13 protein-coding genes and 2 riboswitches are annotated in these 17,216 nt (G+C 44.0%); of the genes, 11 read left to right on the top strand and 2 right to left on the bottom strand.

Annotated elements, in window-relative coordinates; translation table 11 throughout:
- Positions 1-10 precede the first annotated feature (10 nt).
- The 9 genes from ABNK31_RS02380 to ABNK31_RS02340 all read left to right on the top strand — a co-directional run bounded on the left by ABNK31_RS02380 (position 11) and on the right by ABNK31_RS02340 (position 11,645).
- Entirely contained in the window at positions 11-1,729 is a 1,719-nt protein-coding gene (locus tag ABNK31_RS02380; RefSeq protein WP_418894142.1) for a hypothetical protein, read from the top strand.
- Between the two features lie 98 nt (positions 1,730-1,827).
- The gene (locus ABNK31_RS02375; protein WP_418894141.1) at positions 1,828-2,763 is read left to right on the top strand and encodes a fimbrillin family protein; all 936 of its coding nucleotides are present in this window, start codon (positions 1,828-1,830) and stop codon (positions 2,761-2,763) included.
- A 95-nt stretch (positions 2,764-2,858) separates the two neighbouring features.
- Positions 2,859-4,352 (top strand): fimbrillin family protein, encoded by a 1,494-nt coding sequence (locus ABNK31_RS02370; protein WP_418894140.1) that lies wholly within the window; start codon positions 2,859-2,861, stop codon positions 4,350-4,352.
- 585 nt (positions 4,353-4,937) lie between these two features.
- Positions 4,938-7,148, top strand: coding sequence for an alpha-galactosidase (locus ABNK31_RS02365; protein ID WP_418894139.1), 2,211 nt, complete (start codon positions 4,938-4,940; stop codon positions 7,146-7,148).
- Positions 7,149-7,301: 153 nt separating this feature from the next.
- Entirely contained in the window at positions 7,302-7,706 is a 405-nt protein-coding gene (locus tag ABNK31_RS02360) for a Gfo/Idh/MocA family oxidoreductase (RefSeq protein WP_418894138.1), read from the top strand.
- A 60-nt stretch (positions 7,707-7,766) separates the two neighbouring features.
- Positions 7,767-8,150: a hypothetical protein gene (locus tag ABNK31_RS02355; protein WP_418894137.1), complete on the top strand. Its 384-nt coding sequence runs from the start codon at positions 7,767-7,769 to the stop codon at positions 8,148-8,150.
- A gap of 252 nt (positions 8,151-8,402) precedes the next feature.
- On the top strand, positions 8,403-8,549 hold the full coding sequence (locus tag ABNK31_RS02350; protein WP_418894136.1) for a hypothetical protein: 147 nt from the start codon (positions 8,403-8,405) through the stop codon (positions 8,547-8,549).
- A gap of 242 nt (positions 8,550-8,791) precedes the next feature.
- Positions 8,792-10,309 carry an IS1634 family transposase gene (locus ABNK31_RS02345; protein WP_418893566.1) on the top strand — a complete coding sequence of 506 codons (1,518 nt, stop codon included), beginning with the start codon at positions 8,792-8,794 and terminating at the stop codon, positions 10,307-10,309.
- Between the two features lie 85 nt (positions 10,310-10,394).
- Positions 10,395-11,645, top strand: a complete 1,251-nt coding sequence (locus ABNK31_RS02340; RefSeq protein ID WP_418894135.1) for a glycoside hydrolase family 27 protein — start codon at positions 10,395-10,397, stop codon at positions 11,643-11,645.
- Positions 11,646-11,813: 168 nt separating this feature from the next.
- On the opposite strand, the gene ABNK31_RS02335 is transcribed toward ABNK31_RS02340, so the two are convergent.
- Together ABNK31_RS02335 and ABNK31_RS02330 are read right to left on the bottom strand one after the other, a co-directional pair.
- Positions 11,814-11,891: a hypothetical protein gene (locus ABNK31_RS02335; RefSeq protein WP_418895348.1), complete on the bottom strand. Its 78-nt coding sequence runs from the start codon at positions 11,889-11,891 to the stop codon at positions 11,814-11,816.
- Positions 11,892-12,010: 119 nt separating this feature from the next.
- Entirely contained in the window at positions 12,011-12,196 is a 186-nt protein-coding gene (locus ABNK31_RS02330) for a hypothetical protein (protein ID WP_418894134.1), read from the bottom strand.
- A gap of 157 nt (positions 12,197-12,353) precedes the next feature.
- Positions 12,354-12,560, top strand: a riboswitch (cobalamin riboswitch).
- 140 nt (positions 12,561-12,700) lie between these two features.
- Here ABNK31_RS02330 and ABNK31_RS02325 point away from each other — a divergent pair.
- The gene (locus ABNK31_RS02325; protein WP_418894133.1) at positions 12,701-14,551 is read left to right on the top strand and encodes an endonuclease/exonuclease/phosphatase family protein; all 1,851 of its coding nucleotides are present in this window, start codon (positions 12,701-12,703) and stop codon (positions 14,549-14,551) included.
- A 193-nt stretch (positions 14,552-14,744) separates the two neighbouring features.
- Positions 14,745-14,951: riboswitch (cobalamin riboswitch) on the top strand.
- A 140-nt stretch (positions 14,952-15,091) separates the two neighbouring features.
- Positions 15,092-17,212 carry a TonB-dependent receptor plug domain-containing protein gene (locus ABNK31_RS02320; protein WP_418894132.1) on the top strand — a complete coding sequence of 707 codons (2,121 nt, stop codon included), beginning with the start codon at positions 15,092-15,094 and terminating at the stop codon, positions 17,210-17,212.
- Positions 17,213-17,216 lie beyond the last annotated feature (4 nt).

Here is a 17,216-nt window from a genome sequence, read left to right as displayed (position 1 = left end):
CTGCAAAGAAATGAAAAAACAGTTGTTTATTTCGATAGTATTCTGGAGCGCAATAGCTCTGTTTACTTATGGGGGAGAAAAAAAGTTAATAGGACATTCATGGGATTTACTGAATGTACGTCCGGTAGATGTGGCGCGTAATTTGGATGCTTGGGAAAAGGTTCCCCTAGACGGTATTTCTTTAATGATAAGAGTCAAGCTGCCCGACGGAAGCACGGCCAGCGATCGTACGATTATGAACGATTCGCATTGGGATAAAAAAGCCTTTGCAGAAGAAGTAAAAGTAATCCGCCAATGCGCGTCGCGCAACTTAAAGCATAACTTTCTGATTACTGGTTGGGCGCCCATACAGCGCTTGGCGTGGAACGACGACAAGGCGTGGGAGCGCTTTGCCCACAATCTTGGCGTGGCGGCGTGGTTGGCTCGCGAAGGCAACGCAAAAGGCATCTTTATTGACAACGAAGATTATAATAATATACGTCAATTTTTTTGGACGGCGGGGGATGCTCCTTATGCGGAAACAGCCGCACTGGCGCGTAGACGCGGAGCGCAGGTCATGAAAGCCATGGCTGACGAATACCCGGACATTACATTGCTCGCATTCTGGCTGTTAAGCCAAAACTCTCACACCATGAGCGACAATCCGTCCGGGACGATAGCCGCCGCGGGAGATCTTTGGGTTCCTTTTGTGAATGGGATGTTGGATGTACTGCCTCCAGGAGCGAAAATTGTTGACGGAAACGAACACGCATATACTTATAGAGCGGAAAAAAGGGATTTCTATCTGGCTTCATGGCAGGTGCAAAACAAGGTATTAGGATCCATTGCGCCGGAAAACCGATATAAATACCGGACACAAGTACAATCGGGTTTCGGGTTGTATCTGGACATGTACACCAGTCAAGATCCCAAATCAGTATGGTATTTCGAAGAGTTCAACGGCTCACGCTTGAACCGGTTCCGTTACAATTGTTCGCAGGCACTGGATGCTGCCGACGAATACGTTTGGCTATACGGGGAAAAAATGGACTGGATCAATTGGATTGGAACCGGAAGTAATCAGGATAACAAAGGGGGACATCCCTTGACAAGAGCGGGGCGGGCAGGAAATCGGACTTGGGAAGAAATGTTACCCGGATTTAACGAAACCCTGTTGCAATTAAGACATCCCTTTTTGTGGGCGGAGCAGGCTTTCAAACGGCAGCAAGCGGTAGGCAAGCTAAAAAACCTACTGGCTAACGGCGCCTGTATTCCTCAAAAAACGGACGGGAAAAAGGGCTTGCGGGAAGGTGAATTGCCTCCCGGATGGGGCGAGTGGCAAGACGAGAATAAACGTCAGGGGGTTTTTGGCACGGACACAGGTAAAGGACGCGGAGACCGCTTTTCTCTATATGCAGAAAGCGTGGAAAGAGGGTCTTTAACTACCTTAATACCCGTTTTGCCCGGACAGATATATGCCGCACAAGTGTTTGCGCAAAATGGCGGACGGGCGGTTACAATCCGGTGGAGAAAGGGAGGGGCTATTGAGTGGTCGCTGCCAAGCGCAAGCCTTAACTTTTCGGCAACCGCTCAGGACGGATGGCAGTCGGCTTTCGGCTATATACGGGTGCCGGACGGCGCAGAGGAATTGCTTATAATACTGAGCGCCAACCTTAAAGAAGGAGAACGGGCATGGTTCGACGATGCCGGATTATTCCTGCTAACAACAGAGCAGGAATTAAATAAGTAGAAATATAATTTCTATTAATCTAATCTCTTTACAAAACAAGAAAAGATATATATACATAAATTTCAATTCAATATACCAAATTTAAAGCTAAAAGAAAAATGAAAACGAAGCCTATTATTATTTCAACTCTTGTTATGCTGCTATTGGCGGCATGCAGTAAAGACGACAAAATCAATGACGAGGGGGTCCCCTTTATGGTCCGCTTTAACTCACTGATTGTCGCAACACAAACCCGCACCACCGACGGTGGCAACCAATGGGTCACAGATGATCCTGTAGGAATTTACATGGTAAATCACGGCGAAACTCTTGCAGCGGAAAGCATTGCGGAAGAAGCCGATAACAGGCAGTATAAAGCTATCGGCAGTAATACAGCCGACACAGGGTTCAATCCTGCCGAATCCAACCAAACTATTTTTTATCCGCAAAACGGCGATAAAGTGGATTTCGTGGCATACTATCCCTACCGGCAAGACATAACGGAGCATAAATATGCAGTAGATGTCAGTGACCAGAGCGCCCCTGCGGCTATTGACCTGTTATATGCCAAAACCAATAATGACGGTGAAGGTTATAACAAACAAAGTGGACAGGTGACCCTTCCGTTCAGACACCCACTGAGCAAATTGGCTATAACGGTGGCGGCAGGAAACGGAATAGTATCTCTTGAGGGTCTCAGAATAACCATAAATGGGATGAATACGACTGCCGACTTCAATTTGGCTCAAGGCGAGTTATCCAATCAGGGCAACCCAAACTATATTCAGCCCTATAACGTAAACGGCAGTAATACGTACGAAGCGATTCTCTTGCCGATAAACACGCTCAGTGCAGACCATTATGTCGAGTTTGAGCTAGATGATATTATTTACAAATGGCAGATAAACCTTCCAGACAACGCTTTAGAGGCAGGTAAAAAGTATGCCTACACTATTACCATAACCGGTAAGGGAGTGGAAGGCGCAACCGGAAATATTGATTCATGGGATGAACAACCTGAGGGTACAGGCAACACACGAGAACCGAAGAAATAAAATATCTTATCGCCTCCGTACAAAACAAGGGGGGGGGGGGAAATATGTACAATTCAGTTTAAGCAAAAAACAATTAAAATCAAAACTAAAACAAAATGAAGACGAAATCAATTATTATTGCAATTTTTGCAATTTGTTTTCTTACAAATTGTAGTAAGAATGACACGCCTGTTAACGATGGAACGCTTAAGGCCGTGCACTTTCTTTCGCACATCGACGCTTTAAAAACGCGCACCACAGGAGGAGGCGATCGCTGGTCGGCAGACGATCGTATTGGTATTTACATGATAAATCACGGAGAAACTCTTGCAGCCGGCACCATAGCTGAGAGTGCCGATAACAGGGAGTATAAGTCTGCTGCGGAGAACGTCGAAACAACCGGGTTCAATCCCGTAGCACCCGAACAGGCAATTTATTATCCGAAAGACGAAAATAAGGTGGATTTCATATCATATTACCCATACCGTCACGATATAACGGGTTACAAATATCCTGTAAATGTAGCCGATCAAGGTAATCAAGCCGAAATTGACTTATTATATGCCTCTTCTAATAACAATGGCGAAGGTTATGACAAATCAGCCGGAGCAGTAAATTTAACTTTCGGGCATCCGCTAAGCAAATTGGCAATAAAGGTAGAACAAGGTGGCGGATTAGCTTCTCTTGACGACTTGAAAGTAACAATAAAAGGGATGAAAACGATCGCAGATTTCGACTTGGCAACCGGTGCTTTGTCTAATGAAGGTAATGCGGCCGATATTCTACCAAATAAAACAGGAGACGGTTCTTACGAAGCCATCCTACTCCCTGTTGCAGCTACTGATGATGAACATTATGTCGAATTTGAAGCTGACGGCAATATTTACAAATGGCAGTTAAACAGTGGTGATAATCCGATCACCGGCTTGGAAGCAGGTAAAAAGTACACCTACACCATCACTATAACCAAAACGGGCATAGAAGGGGCAAGCGGAACCATTACACCATGGGACGAAATAACCGGTACAGGTGAAGCCTCGACAAGTGAGCAAAAATTAAATACGAATCAATGGGTTGAATACGCTCTTCCAGGTGATAACAGCGAAGGCTTTAAGGATACTCAATGGGGAACCTATCTTCCCTTAAAAAACTTATGGGATGGTATAAAGTTGCATAGTGACGGGGACGGACGATTTGAAAATTTGGGAGGAGATTTTCCCCAATCATACACCATAGACTTAGGGGCCAACCAAGAACTGAAACTAAGCAGAATAATAATTTATAGTCTTGCTAATTATAAAGTTAATACTTACGGAAATTATAATCCAAAGGTAATAGAAGTTTACGTTTCCAATGATCCGGCAACGGATGGAAGCTGGGAGAGTTGGACGAAGTTAGCGGAGTGTGTATCGGTAAAACCTTCGGGCAGTCCAATAGGAACGGTAACTGACAGCGATTTCGAATATATCCGTAAAGGAGAATCCTTTAAGTTAACCATTACTCAGGAATCATATCGTTATATCCGGTTAAAAGTTATTGAGACATGGGGAGGTGTATCTCCGCATGTGGTCAGATTGGATGAAATAGAATTATTTGGCAATAAACAATAAATTGATACAGTAGTAATACTATTTTAGTACCTAACTGTCCACATATCATCACATCGTTGACACTTTTCGGTTCATTAGGATGCTTAAAACTAACGAAACAAATTGTTTTTCTTTTAAAATCTCCTTCACCAAAACTTTCGGGATGTTTTGAAAGGAGAAATAAGACCTATAAATCCAGGCAATCCATTGACAAAAAATTGTCAACGATGTGGTGAATCTTATTGTCGAACAAGGCTATATACAAATATGTTTTTTAATGACAATTCGAAGAAATTTTATAAAACAGTTTTCATTGGCCGGTATGATAAGTTGCCTTCTACAAGGTGCTTCCGGCAAACTCCCTTTATTTAAACCATAGCCAACAGCAATCTAACGAACTGAGAAAAATAGGGGCATGTTTCATGCATTTATCTTTCAATTTTGCCGGAAGGATAAATCGAGGGGGGAGACTTAGAACCGAATTGGAGCCAGAGCAATCGGTTTGCGGCGTTAAGAGAATTGGTGAAGTCCGCCAAAATGAGGAAGTACAATAATGATCAGCCATTACTTCAACACAGTTATATTGAAATTGAACAACGCTAATAAATGAAACCAATTAATTTACTTATCAGTATCCTACTTGTTGTATTGCGAATCTCGTTCTCTCTTGGCCAAAATGTGACAATCACAATAGAAACGGAAAATACAGCCACGGTGTTGAAAACCGATGAGGACAACCGCCTAAAGATTGTTTATTCCGGGAAATCTTTATCGAACGGGAATGAATACGAACGGACGGGAGAAGTTTTTAAATTCCAATCGCAAGGCGCAAGCGCCAATAACAACGCTTATGCCGTTGCCGGGATTAATAATAATTTTACGGAGCCGGCCATAGCCGTAGTGCATACTGATGGCAACAACTCATTGGATCTATTATATGATAATCATACTGTTACCGAAACGCCCAACGGGGCCACGTTGACCAAGATCATGCTGAAAGATCCTGTATATCCCTTTTTTGTGGATCTGTTTTATAAAGCATGGAAAGACAAGGATGTGGTTGAACAGTGGACCGTCATCAGGCATACAGAGGATGGAGAGGTCGTACTTAACAAGTATGCGTCGGCAAACCTATACCTGAATAATAAAGAGTATCACCTGACCGGTTACAACGGATCCTGGGCTAAAGAGATGCAGCCTGTGGAGACACACCTGCGCCAGGGAATGCATACCATTGAAAGCCGATTGGGTACGAGGGAACATTTGCTTACCTCCCCGAACTTCATGTTATCGCTGGATGGAAAAGCAACGGAAACATCCGGTACCGTGATGATCGGCCAAATTGCCTGGAGTGGAAATTTTGCGCTGCAGTTTGAAACGGATGTGCATAAGAATCTCCATATCGTTGCCGGGATCAACCCGTACCAATCGGCGTACCATCTTAAACCGGACACTCCTTTTGAAACGCCGCGTTTTGTGTACACAGTCTCTTTCGAAGGAAAGGGCAAGGGAAGCCGCAACCTGCAGGCCTGGCTCAGGAATCATGCGCTCCTTGACGGCCGGGGCGGGCGGTTGACACTGCTCAATAACTGGGAAGCCACCTATTTTGATTTTAACCAGAACAAGCTGGCCGGCCTGTTTGGAGGGGCAAAAGAATTAGGGGTGGATATGTTCCTGCTGGACGATGGATGGTTTGCTAATAAGTATCCTCGGAACGATGACAAAGCCGGATTGGGCGACTGGAAAGTGAACAGGAAAAAACTCCCGGACGGTATTCCTTTCCTGGTACGTGAGGCAGAAAAAGAAGGCGTTCAATTCGGTATATGGATTGAACCCGAGATGGTTAATCCGAAAAGTGAACTGTATGAAAAACATCCGGATTGGGTGCTCAGACAGGAAAAAAGACCTGATATCTACTTCAGGAACCAGTTAGTGCTTGACCTGACCAACCCGGAGGTCCGGGATTTCGTTTTTAAGGTAGTGGATGATTTATTCACTGAGAACCCTACTTTGGCATTCATCAAATGGGATTGTAACGCTCCTGTTTTCAATGGCCACTCGAAATACCTGGAACGGGAAAGCATCCCGCAATCACACTTGTATGTTGAGTATTCAAGAGGATTGCTCGACGTGCTGGAGAGGATACGGGCTAAATACCCTACCGTGCCCATCATGCTCTGCTCCGGAGGAGGAGGCCGGTCGGACTACAATCTGTTGAAATATTTCACGGAATTTTGGCTGAGCGACAACACGGATCCGCTGGAGCGCGTGTTCATGCAGTGGAATTATTCTTATCATTATCCCGCGATCGCCATGTGCACCCATGTTACCGACTGGAGTAAAGAGACATCGCTGAAATATCGTATCGATGTGGCGTCTATGGGTAAACTCGGGTTCGATATCCGTGCGAATGAATTAAGTGACCGGGATATGACGTTTGCGCAACAGACTGTAAGGAACTATGACGATTTCAAGGACATCGTATGGCAGGGAGAAATGTACCGCCTTGCGAGCCCCTATGAAAATGATATGGCATCCCTTATGTACGTGAACGGGCAAAAGACAGAAGGTGTCATGTTCAACTACCTTACGAACAGGAGATTTTTGGCTGAACCCTCCCTTCGTCCCGTGAGGCTACAGGGATTGGATAAAGACAAAACGTACAGGCTAACGGAAATCAATCTCTATAGCGGAGTAACGAGCCTTATTGATTCTCAGAAAGTTTATTCCGGGGAATTCCTGATGAATATAGGTTTTAATCCTTCGGTAAACAGGAATCGGAGCAGTGTGGTTATGAAGATAGAGGCAATACAGTAAATGAAAAAAAAATTATCAATAAAATAAGAATAACATTATGACCTATTCACGAAGACAATTCATTAAAACGGCAGGGCTGCCCACCGTCGGCTCTGTTATTGTTTAGAAGCTTCTTACCGGAATCTTAAAGAAAAATTCCCGCAAAAAGTGCAGGTGCCCGTCAAGAACAAGTTTGTGGGGCTCGATGCTTATCAAAAGTTGATTGCTTCGAATGTGAATCTAGTGCTGTTTGCCACTCCCACCGCCTTCCGTCCCGCTCATCTGGAAGCTGCGGTAAATGCAGGTAAACATTTTTTTTGCGAAAAGCCGTTTGCCGTGGATGCGCCCGGACTGCGCAGGGTAATGGCTGCCGCTCAAAAGGCGAAAGAGAAGAAGCTCTCGCTGGTGTCGGGCTTCTGCTGGCGCTATCATTTCCCGAAAAGGGAGACTTTCGGCAAGGTGCTGAACGGGCAGATCGGAAATATCCTTACGGCAGAGGCCACCTACAATACCGGCGAGTTGTGGTACAAGGAACGCCAAAGCAGATGGACCGACATGGAATATAAGCTGTGCAACTGATTCTATTACAATTAGCTATCGGGCGACCATATCATTGAGCAGGCCATCCACAGCATCGACATGCTGCAGTGGGCAATGGAAGACACTACCCCTCTGCGTGTTACCGGCAGCGGAGGGCGCCAAAAGAGAACAGACAAGAAATTCGGCAACGTGTACGACCATTTCGCCCTGACGTATGAATATGACGACGGCGTGAAAGCCTACTTTTCCTGCCGCCAGCAAAACAACACCGCGCCCTCATATGCCGTGGAGTTGGTGGGAAGCGAAGGCAGATGCCTGGTGGACTGCCGCACGAGTGTCCATGAAATAACGGGCAAAACCCCATGGAAATATGACAACGAAACCAAGTTCATGGATGAATACGCCTACAAGAAATCGCAGTCGAGAAGCATGTACCAACAGGAACATGACGAACTGTTCGCCTCCATCAGGGCAGGCCGTTGAACGACGGGGAGTGGATGACCCGCTCCAATTTGGTAGCACTAGCCGGACGAATGGCCGGATACACCGGTCAGACAATCACCTTAGACCAAGCACTTACTTCGGAAGAGGTGCTGTTCCCCGAACATATCTCGTGGGATACCAGGTATGACGTTGATATTGCTGTTCCAGGCATTACACCTTTTAAATGATGATCAAAATGGATAAAAGAGAATTTATCAAATCAGCGGCAATCGCGGCGGGAGCCGCCGCATCATGAAGCTGCACATCAAGGAGTTCAGCCGCGAAAAGATGAATTTCAAAGGATTGTGGGAAGGCTTTAAGGTGGAGCTACTCGAAGGCGACAACAACTGGCCGGGGGTGATGAAGGCGGTGCGCGACGTGAACCACACGGGTGGATAGCTGAGGACCGAAGTGGATGGAGGGGACAGGAACCATCTGAAGAAAATATCCATGCAAATGGACCGGACTATTGCGTATTTATAAATAAAAACGAGACAGATGAAAAGAACAATTTTACTTACATGCTTTTTCCTGACTTCGTCACTTTTTATCTTTTGTTTTTCAATTCTTTGATTTTTAGCTTACTAAATTTTCGTTTAGCCTGTTTTGGGTGAATCGGCTATTTTTATTACTTTCGATTCATGTTTATACGAAAACGAAAGAATAAATCGGGAACCACTTCTGTCGTTGTTGTCGATAAAAGCGGGGGTAAGTTCAAAGAATTAGTCACTATCGGTGTTAGTGAAAATCCCTTTGAAATAGCGCGATTATGCCAAAAAGGAAAAGCATGGATAAAATCTCACACTTGTTCACCGGAGCTCGACTTGTTCGAAGAACGTGAGCAAACGGAACGCCTTCTGAACAATATCGAACAACTCCTGATTAACGGGACGGAACTCTTGTTGGGCAATATATTTGACCGTATCGGTTTTAATTCGATAGATGACCCTGTATTCAGGCATTTGGTTCTTTCACGCTTGAGTTTTCCCTCCAGCAAGCGGGCAACGGTGGAATATCTGAAGGACTATTATGATGAAGATATTGATTTGTCCAACATATACCGTTATATGGACAAATTATATAATACCCATAAAGGAGAGGTTCAACGGATAAGCACCGATCATACAAAGCACATTTTAGGAGGCGTTATCGGGATTGTCTTTTATGATGTCACTACCATATATTTTGAAACAGATCATGGAGATGACTTGCGCAAGACGGGGTTTTCTAAAGAAGGAAAACATCAAAACCCGCAGATTGTATTAGGCCTGTTAGTGAGTTTAGGCGGCTATCCGTTAACGTATGAAATATTTGAAGGGAATAAGTTCGAAGGGCATACCATGCTTAAAGTGGTGAAAGATTTTACCGGGAAACATGATATATCGGATGCTATTGTAGTTGCGGACTCCGGGTTAATGACCCATGCAAATATAGAAGCCTTGCAAGAGGGCGGCTATCAATATATTATCGGGGGGAAAATAAAAAATGAATCCAACAGGGTCAAGGACTGGGTTCTTTCCCTTAACCTGGAAGACAGGGAATTTTCTGAATACTCCAAAGCGGAAGGCGTACGCCTGATTGTCGGCTACAGTCAAAAAAGAGCGGACAAGGACAAATACAATAGGGAAAAAGGCATCCGCAGGTTGGAAAAATTACACCGTTCTAAAAAGCTGACCAAGTCAAGCATCAACAAACGGGGTTATAATAAATACTTGAAAATGGAGGGGGAAGTCCGGGTTTCCATAGACTACGAATTGTTTGAACAAGACTCCCGTTGGGATGGACTAAAAGGATACATCACCAATACAAGGCTTCCGGCAAAAGAAGTATATGCCAATTATTCGCATTTATGGATGATTGAAAATGCTTTTCGTATTGCCAAGTCAAAACTGGAAATACGTCCCATCTTCCATTTTACAAGCAGAAGGATAGAGGCACATATCTGCATTTGTTTTGCAGCCTATAAAGTTTACAAAGAACTGGAAAGGCTTCTTTATGAAATGGGGAGCGATGTTACTCCAGATAAAGCTATTTACATTGCCGGAACTATTACTACAATAGTTATCAAACTCCCCAACACGAACGAGACGATAAAAAGGGTACTCCTTTTAACAGACAAGCAGAAAAAGTTGGCTAAACTTTTTGAAGATGCTTTTTAGGGTGAATCGTTGACGAAGTCAGGTGAAGAAAATATCCATGCAAATGGACCGGACTATTGCGTATTTATAAATAAAAACGAGACAGATGAAAAGAACAATTTTACTTACATGCTTTTTACTTGCGCTTGTATCGGTAAAAGCACAAAATGATCAACTATCGAATTCTCAACCGGAGCAAAACAAAACCCCCATTATGGGTTGGTCTAGTTGGAATCACTTTTGGATCGATATCGATGAGAAGATGATAAGGGAACAGGTCGATGTTATGGTTCGTTCGGGGATGAAAGACGCAGGGTATCAATTTATCAATATCGATGACGGATACTTCGGCGGCCGGGATGCTTCGGGCAGGTTGCTTGCCCATCCCCGGAAATTTTCATCCGGCATGCGCGCCCTATCCGATTACATTCATTCCAAAGGATTGAAAGCGGGTATCTACTCCGATGCGGGAATAAGCACATGCGCTTCATTATGGAACGCGGACACCATCGGCAATGATGTCGGTTTGTATGGTCATGACGAACAAGACTTGGCCTTGATGCTGAAAGACTGGAATTACGACTTTATCAAAGTAGATTGGTGCGGGGCTGAGAAACTTCAACTGGATGAAGAAATACGGTATACACAATTAATCAATACCGCAAAAAAAATAAATCCCTATGTCATATTTAATATCTGCCGCTGGCAATTTCCGGGTAAATGGGCACCGGTCATTGCCGATTCATGGCGCATATCGGGAGATATCAGGCCTACTTTCGAATCTATCCTCAACATCATCGACCTGAATGCCGATCTATGGCAATATTGCTCCCCAGGGCATTTTAACGACATGGATATGCTGCAAGTAGGACGGGGTATGACTTACGAAGAGGATAAAGCTCATTTTTCTATGTGGTGCATGATGAATTCTCATCTTTTAGCAGGGAATGATCTAAGAAATATGACTTCTGAAACCGTTGAAATTCTCACCAATAAGGAAATCATTGCCCTTAATCAGGATCCTCTTTGCTATCAAGCGCGGAGATTGATAGACCACGGAGATCAGGAAGTTTGGGCAAAACCCCTTGTATATACCGGAAGTGGGGAGGTGGCAGTGGCCTTATTAAACCGGTCGGCGGAAGAGTGCGAGATTTCCTTCCCCTTGGATTCGGTAAGCATAGACGCCGCGAAAAGATATACCTACAGGAATTTATGGAATAAAAAGAATTATCCGGTTGAAACAGCCTCCGCACTCTCATTTAAAGTGCCGGCACATGGAGTGATTGTCTTAAAGATTCAAGGTTCGTCTATCCCTTTTAACGTATTTCAAAAAGCTCTGAAAGATTCCAAGGAATAAAAAACCAATATCGCACCGGCTCTTTAGTCGTTTTTGAGATCGTCCATACGGAAATATCCTGTATGGACGTTTTATTTTGGGCACGGACTTTTAGAATAAGTCGGTATGTGTACCGGTACTTAAAAATAAAAGAGTGAGTTTTGTGTCATTTTGATCCCACACGAGGAGCTAGTCCGGCTTTATATGGCATTGGTGCAAACCGGCATATTTACCTGAAAGTATATGTGTTTTGTATTGTGCGGGCAATATACCGGCGTTTTGTAATATACAATGGCTTTTTCCAATAAAGAAATGTCGTATCCACGCTTTATTATGCGCTTGACATCTTTCTTAAATCTATTTGAGTATGTAATCTGATACATGTTCTATAATGAACATTGCCGGATCAAATCATTTGCATTTTTTGCAGAATAAATGCGGCCATGTTCTACATCTTCAAGCGCTTCGTCCAAACCGGTTTTTTGTTCAAACAAACCTAAAGACAAAATATCATCTATTGCCTTTTTGGCTTTTGGATTACGTGCATCGTATTTTAAAGTGATAATTGCCATATTGTTTTATAATTATAAAATTAGCACTCTCTACGAATATTATGTTGCAAAGTAAAATCTTTTTGTTTAATCTCAATGTCTTTTTTACTTTTTTGATAGACTACAACAATTTCGGAGAACGAAATCCGTTTATTTCACGAACCCGAATAAAAGTAGTACTTTTGTATCGCTTTCGGGTATATGGAATTCGGTAACCTGTCTGCCGATAGACAAACAAACCAAAGCTGTACCCGCAACCGTATGTTCCAATAAAAAGGTTATCCGACGCAGAGAATGTGAACGTCACTGTTCCGCCGTCGCGGAATGGGAAGACAACGGATAATCGGAACGAGCCGGAAGACCTGCCCGAAAGCATCAGCCATCCAAGCTTTCGGGATAAAAGCAGCGTTGAAAGGCTTTCCGGCATCCGGTTTATTTGCACTGGGAACTTTTCGGCACACTCCCCTCGAAAGTTTATGGTTTAAACAATTTGAATACGTTTAACTGTAAATTTTTCAAACAACAATGAACAAAATAGTCTTTTTGCTGATATTTTGCCTCGTGTTGTTCCATGCCGGGGCGCAAACTTTTCCTCAGCAGGAAAATACACACCGTCTCATGAGTTACAATATCCATCACGGTGAAGGAATGGATGGAAAAATAGATATTGAACGGATAGGCAAATTGATCATTGACACCCATCCGGAAGTAGTGGGATTGCAGGAAGTAGATAGCGTAGCAGACAGAAGCGGGAATATCGATATCTTGCAAATACTTTCGGAACAGACGGATATGCACGCCACATTCGGTTATTCTATCCTACACGACGGCGGTAAGTACGGTAATGGTATACTTACCCGGGAAAAGCCGATCGGGGTAAGAAAGATCACTCTGCCCGGTGTCCGGGAAGCCCGCTCTGCACTAATCGTTGAACTCGACAAGTATGTGGTGGTCAACACCCACTTGTCGCTCAACAACGAAGAGAGGCTCCAATCGGTAAAGATCATTACTGACGCTGTAAGCATCTACGACAAACCGGTATTTCTGATGGGTGACCTGAACACGCCTCCTGATTCCGCCCCCATTGAGTTTCTGAAAGAGAAATGGCAGGTTATTTCCGATCCTCACAAACCGACATCACCTTCCGTTAATCCGCGCTTAACCATCGATTATATATTGGGATACACTGCTAAAGACGAGACCTATACTACATATAGGGCAGAAGTGATGGATAAGCAGATAGAGTCAGACCACAGACCCATATTTGCAGATATCCGCCTGAAAACGAAAGCATCGGAAGTAATGCGTACCATACCCTATCTACAAAATCCCGGTAGCAATGAAATGACGGTGATGTGGCTGACCAATGTGCCGGCACGAAGCTGGGTCGAATATGGCACCGATTCCATCAACATGAAGCGGGCGCGAACGTTCATTGAAGGAGAGATGGTGGCGAACAACAAGATCAATCGCATACACCTTACCGGATTGCAACCCGGCACACGATATTATTATCGTGTCCTTTCACAGGAGATCACTCTCTATTCCAGCTACCGTAAGACTTTCGGAGACACAATCAGATCGGAAATCAAATCATTTACCACTTGGAGTGATAATATAAAAGACTTCCGGGTCATCGTATATAACGATATCCATAGCAATATGACGATGTTCAATAAACTTCACTCTTTGGTAGAGGATAAGCCTTATGACCTGGTCATCTTTAACGGAGATTGCTTCGATGATGTAGAGAAGGAGAGCGATATTCTGGACAGATTGCTTACCTATACGCGACGGATTCGTAGCGATGAAGTTCCCTCCATCTTTATCAGGGGGAACCACGAAACACGCGGAGCTTACTCTCTTCTTCTGTGGGACTATCTGGGAAGAATGGGCGGTCGTTCATACAGTGCTTTTTCAATGGGAAATACACGCTTCGTTCTCCTCGACTGCGGGGAAGATAAGCCCGACGACCATCCGGTATATTACGACATGAATGATTTCACCCAACACCGGATCGATCAAGCTGAATTTCTGAAAGAGGAACTGCAAACAAAAGAATTTATAGAAGCAAACAAACGGATTCTGATTCATCATATCCCTATTTTCGGCGTCGAACCCGGGAGCTTTTCGCCTTGTTCCGACCTATGGGTGCCGGTGCTGAAGAATGCACCGTTCAACGTCTCCCTCAACGGCCATACACATGATTACAGGCTTATAGAAAAAGGAGAAGAAGGGAACAACTTCCCCGTCATCATCGGCGGAGGTAACGAAAACCAGAATGGTACGGTAACGGTACTCGAAAAGAATGGAGACAGGCTGCACGTTGAAGTGATCAATACGGCAGGCCTGAAATTATTGGAAAGGGAGCTCTAAATAAAAATCAAGTATATTTTTTCTATTCGCACTTATCATTTATGACAGGTTTTCGGGCTAAGGCTTGCGGAAAAATCCGGCATAGGATATATACTGTATAAATCATATATCATCCGAAGATGGAGAATTTCCGGCAAACAAGTTCAGGAACAAATGAAACCCGTTTTATTTCCTTAAGCAAAATAAAAGCCGTACTTTTGTATCGCTTTCGGGTATATGGAATTCGGTAACCTGTCTGCCGATAGACAAACAAGCCGAAGCTGTACCCGCAGCCGTATGTTCCAATAAAAAGGTTATCCGACGCAGAGAATGTGAACGTCACTGTTCCGCCATCGCGGAATGGGAAGACAACGGATAATCGGAACGAGCCGGAAGACCTGCCCGAAAGCATCAGCCATCCAAGCTTTCGGGATAAAAGCAGCGTTGAAAGGCTTTCCGGCATCCGGTTTATTTGCACTGGGAACTTTTCGGCACACTCCCCTCGAAAGTTTATGGTTTAAACAATTTGAATACGTTTAACTGTAAATTTTTCAAACAACAATGAACAAAAGATTCCTTTCGGCCCTTATGGCCTTAATATGTACGGCTTCTCTCCTGCACGCGCAGGAATACAGCGACGAAACGCAGAATCTCGACGAAGTGGTCGTCACCGCCACCCGCATGGGATTGCCGTTAAAAAACATTCCGCAGAAGGTGGAGATCATCGACAGCAAAAAAATCGCGACGATCCCCGCCGACAACGCAGCCGACTTACTGAAAAAAGCGACAAATATAGACATCGTCCAATATCCCGGAGCATTGGGTACCGTGGGGATGCGTGGATTCAGCCCTTCGGCACATTCTCGCAGCTATACCATTTTAATGATTGACGGATTACCTTCCGGAACCAGTAACCTGACGACGCTCCCGACATCCATCATCGATCGCATCGAAGTGGTCAAAGGCCCTTATTCGGTATTATATGGAACAGATGCGATGGGTGGCGTCATCAATATTATCACCAAAAAAGCTACGTTAAATAAAGAAGGACAAGTAACCATAAAGGGAGGCAGCTTCGGAACCACAAACTTCGATGCAAACGCCTCCGGAATGTTATCGGACAAACTCGGTATCGTTGCCGGTTTTTCGAACCAAATGCAACAAAAAGATTTTCGTATAGGAGGAAACAACTTACTAAAAATGAACAAAACGGAAAAGTTGATTTTGAGTGAAAAATCATACGGCGACATTTACCCCAACACGACGTATCAAATGTCGCAACTCTTCGGAAAACTGAATTACGCGATCAACGACCAATGGAACGCTTCCGTATCGTCTTTCTATAATATGGCTTATGATGTAAAAAGTCCGGGAAATTATTTTACACAGTCTGCAACTAAAAAAGATATCAACCGACTGAATGTTTTCGGGGAATTGGCTTTCACGCCTAATGAAAAAAACCGGTTGACGATTTCACCGTATTACTCGAACGAAAAAAATTCGAATTACGATAATGCGGAAAATGACAAATCCAATTTCATTTCCTTCAAAGACAATGTCAGCGAATACGGCGTCCGGACAAATTATACGCACGATTTCGGCCCAGCCAGACTTCTTACGGGAATCGACTACGACGTATTGGATTACAAGTCGGACAGGCAATCAAAAAAAGGAACTGAAGCATCTCCCTATAAACCCGACAACCGCAATCAACGCTTTTCGGCTTTTGCCCAAATCAATTACAACATTGAGAATCTTTCCATCAATGCGGGGGCGAGAGCTAATTATATTACCTATGAAATATTCAAGCATGACAGCTTAAAAACCAACGGGTCGTCCGATAACTATTTCTATTTTAACCCCTCTTTAGGATTGAAGTATAATCTTCCCCGAGGGTTCAATGTGCATGCAAGTGTCGGGACAGCATTCAGCATTCCGGATGCATTTGCCACTTCCGGTTTTTATGAAGTAAATACAATTGTAAGCGGGTACCCTTTCAAAAGGGCTTATCAGGGGAATGCCGACTTAAAGCCGGAAACATCTGTTACCTACGAAGGCGGTATCGGATATACGCAAGGAGCACTCTATTTCGATCTCACTTATTTCAATACGGATCACAAAAATAAAATTGTTGAAAAGACTGTAAACGACACAACATTCTATAACAATGCAGAGTCGGCCAATATGAGCGGCGTGGAACTGCTCGCATCCGTCAATATCGCTCGACTTGCCGGATACTCGACCAAATTGGAAGTTTACGGCGGATGGACCTACATGCTTAACTATACGTTCGTCGAAAAAGAAACAAAAAAGAAAAAAGATCTTTTGCTGGTCAATAGAGCAAATGCTAATTTCGGGATCTATTACGAAAATAACGACGGATTTTCAACCCGTCTGCATGCTCGCTATAAAGGTAGCCGGTTGGAGGAAAATAAAATTTCGACCAAAGCCAGAGAAATAACAGAAGATAGTTATTATGCAAAAGGGGGATATGAGAAAGGTAACAAAGTATTAGGGTTGCCCGATCATCTGATTTTCGACTATTCGGCTTATTACAACGTAACGCCTCAGGCGCGCGTAGGCATCTCCATCGCCAACTTGTTCGATGAAAACTACACCGAAAAAGACGGCTACAATATGCCGGGACGCAGCATCATGGGTTCTTTTACGTATTCATTTTAATAAA

This window comes from Limibacterium fermenti (genome assembly GCF_041902845.1).
In the GTDB taxonomy this organism is placed as follows: domain Bacteria; phylum Bacteroidota; class Bacteroidia; order Bacteroidales; family Dysgonomonadaceae; genus Limibacterium; species Limibacterium fermenti.
The sequence above is the reverse complement of the archived record's forward strand: the minus strand, read 5'-3'. Positions and strand labels throughout refer to the sequence as shown.

Bases quoted from the DNA above. Each gene is read 5' to 3' on its own strand.
- ABNK31_RS02380 (WP_418894142.1), top strand. From the start codon at position 11: ATGAAAAAACAGTTGTTTATTTCGATAGTATTCTGGAGCGCAATAGCT.
- ABNK31_RS02375 (WP_418894141.1), top strand. From the start codon at position 1,828: ATGAAAACGAAGCCTATTATTATTTCAACTCTTGTTATGCTGCTATTG.
- ABNK31_RS02370 (WP_418894140.1), top strand. From the start codon at position 2,859: ATGAAGACGAAATCAATTATTATTGCAATTTTTGCAATTTGTTTTCTT.
- ABNK31_RS02365 (WP_418894139.1), top strand. From the start codon at position 4,938: ATGAAACCAATTAATTTACTTATCAGTATCCTACTTGTTGTATTGCGA.
- ABNK31_RS02355 (WP_418894137.1), top strand. From the start codon at position 7,767: ATGCTGCAGTGGGCAATGGAAGACACTACCCCTCTGCGTGTTACCGGC.
- ABNK31_RS02350 (WP_418894136.1), top strand. From the start codon at position 8,403: ATGAAGCTGCACATCAAGGAGTTCAGCCGCGAAAAGATGAATTTCAAA.
- ABNK31_RS02345 (WP_418893566.1), top strand. From the start codon at position 8,792: ATGTTTATACGAAAACGAAAGAATAAATCGGGAACCACTTCTGTCGTT.
- ABNK31_RS02340 (WP_418894135.1), top strand. From the start codon at position 10,395: ATGAAAAGAACAATTTTACTTACATGCTTTTTACTTGCGCTTGTATCG.
- ABNK31_RS02330 (WP_418894134.1), bottom strand. From the start codon at position 12,196: ATGGCAATTATCACTTTAAAATACGATGCACGTAATCCAAAAGCCAAA.
- ABNK31_RS02325 (WP_418894133.1), top strand. From the start codon at position 12,701: ATGAACAAAATAGTCTTTTTGCTGATATTTTGCCTCGTGTTGTTCCAT.
- ABNK31_RS02320 (WP_418894132.1), top strand. From the start codon at position 15,092: ATGAACAAAAGATTCCTTTCGGCCCTTATGGCCTTAATATGTACGGCT.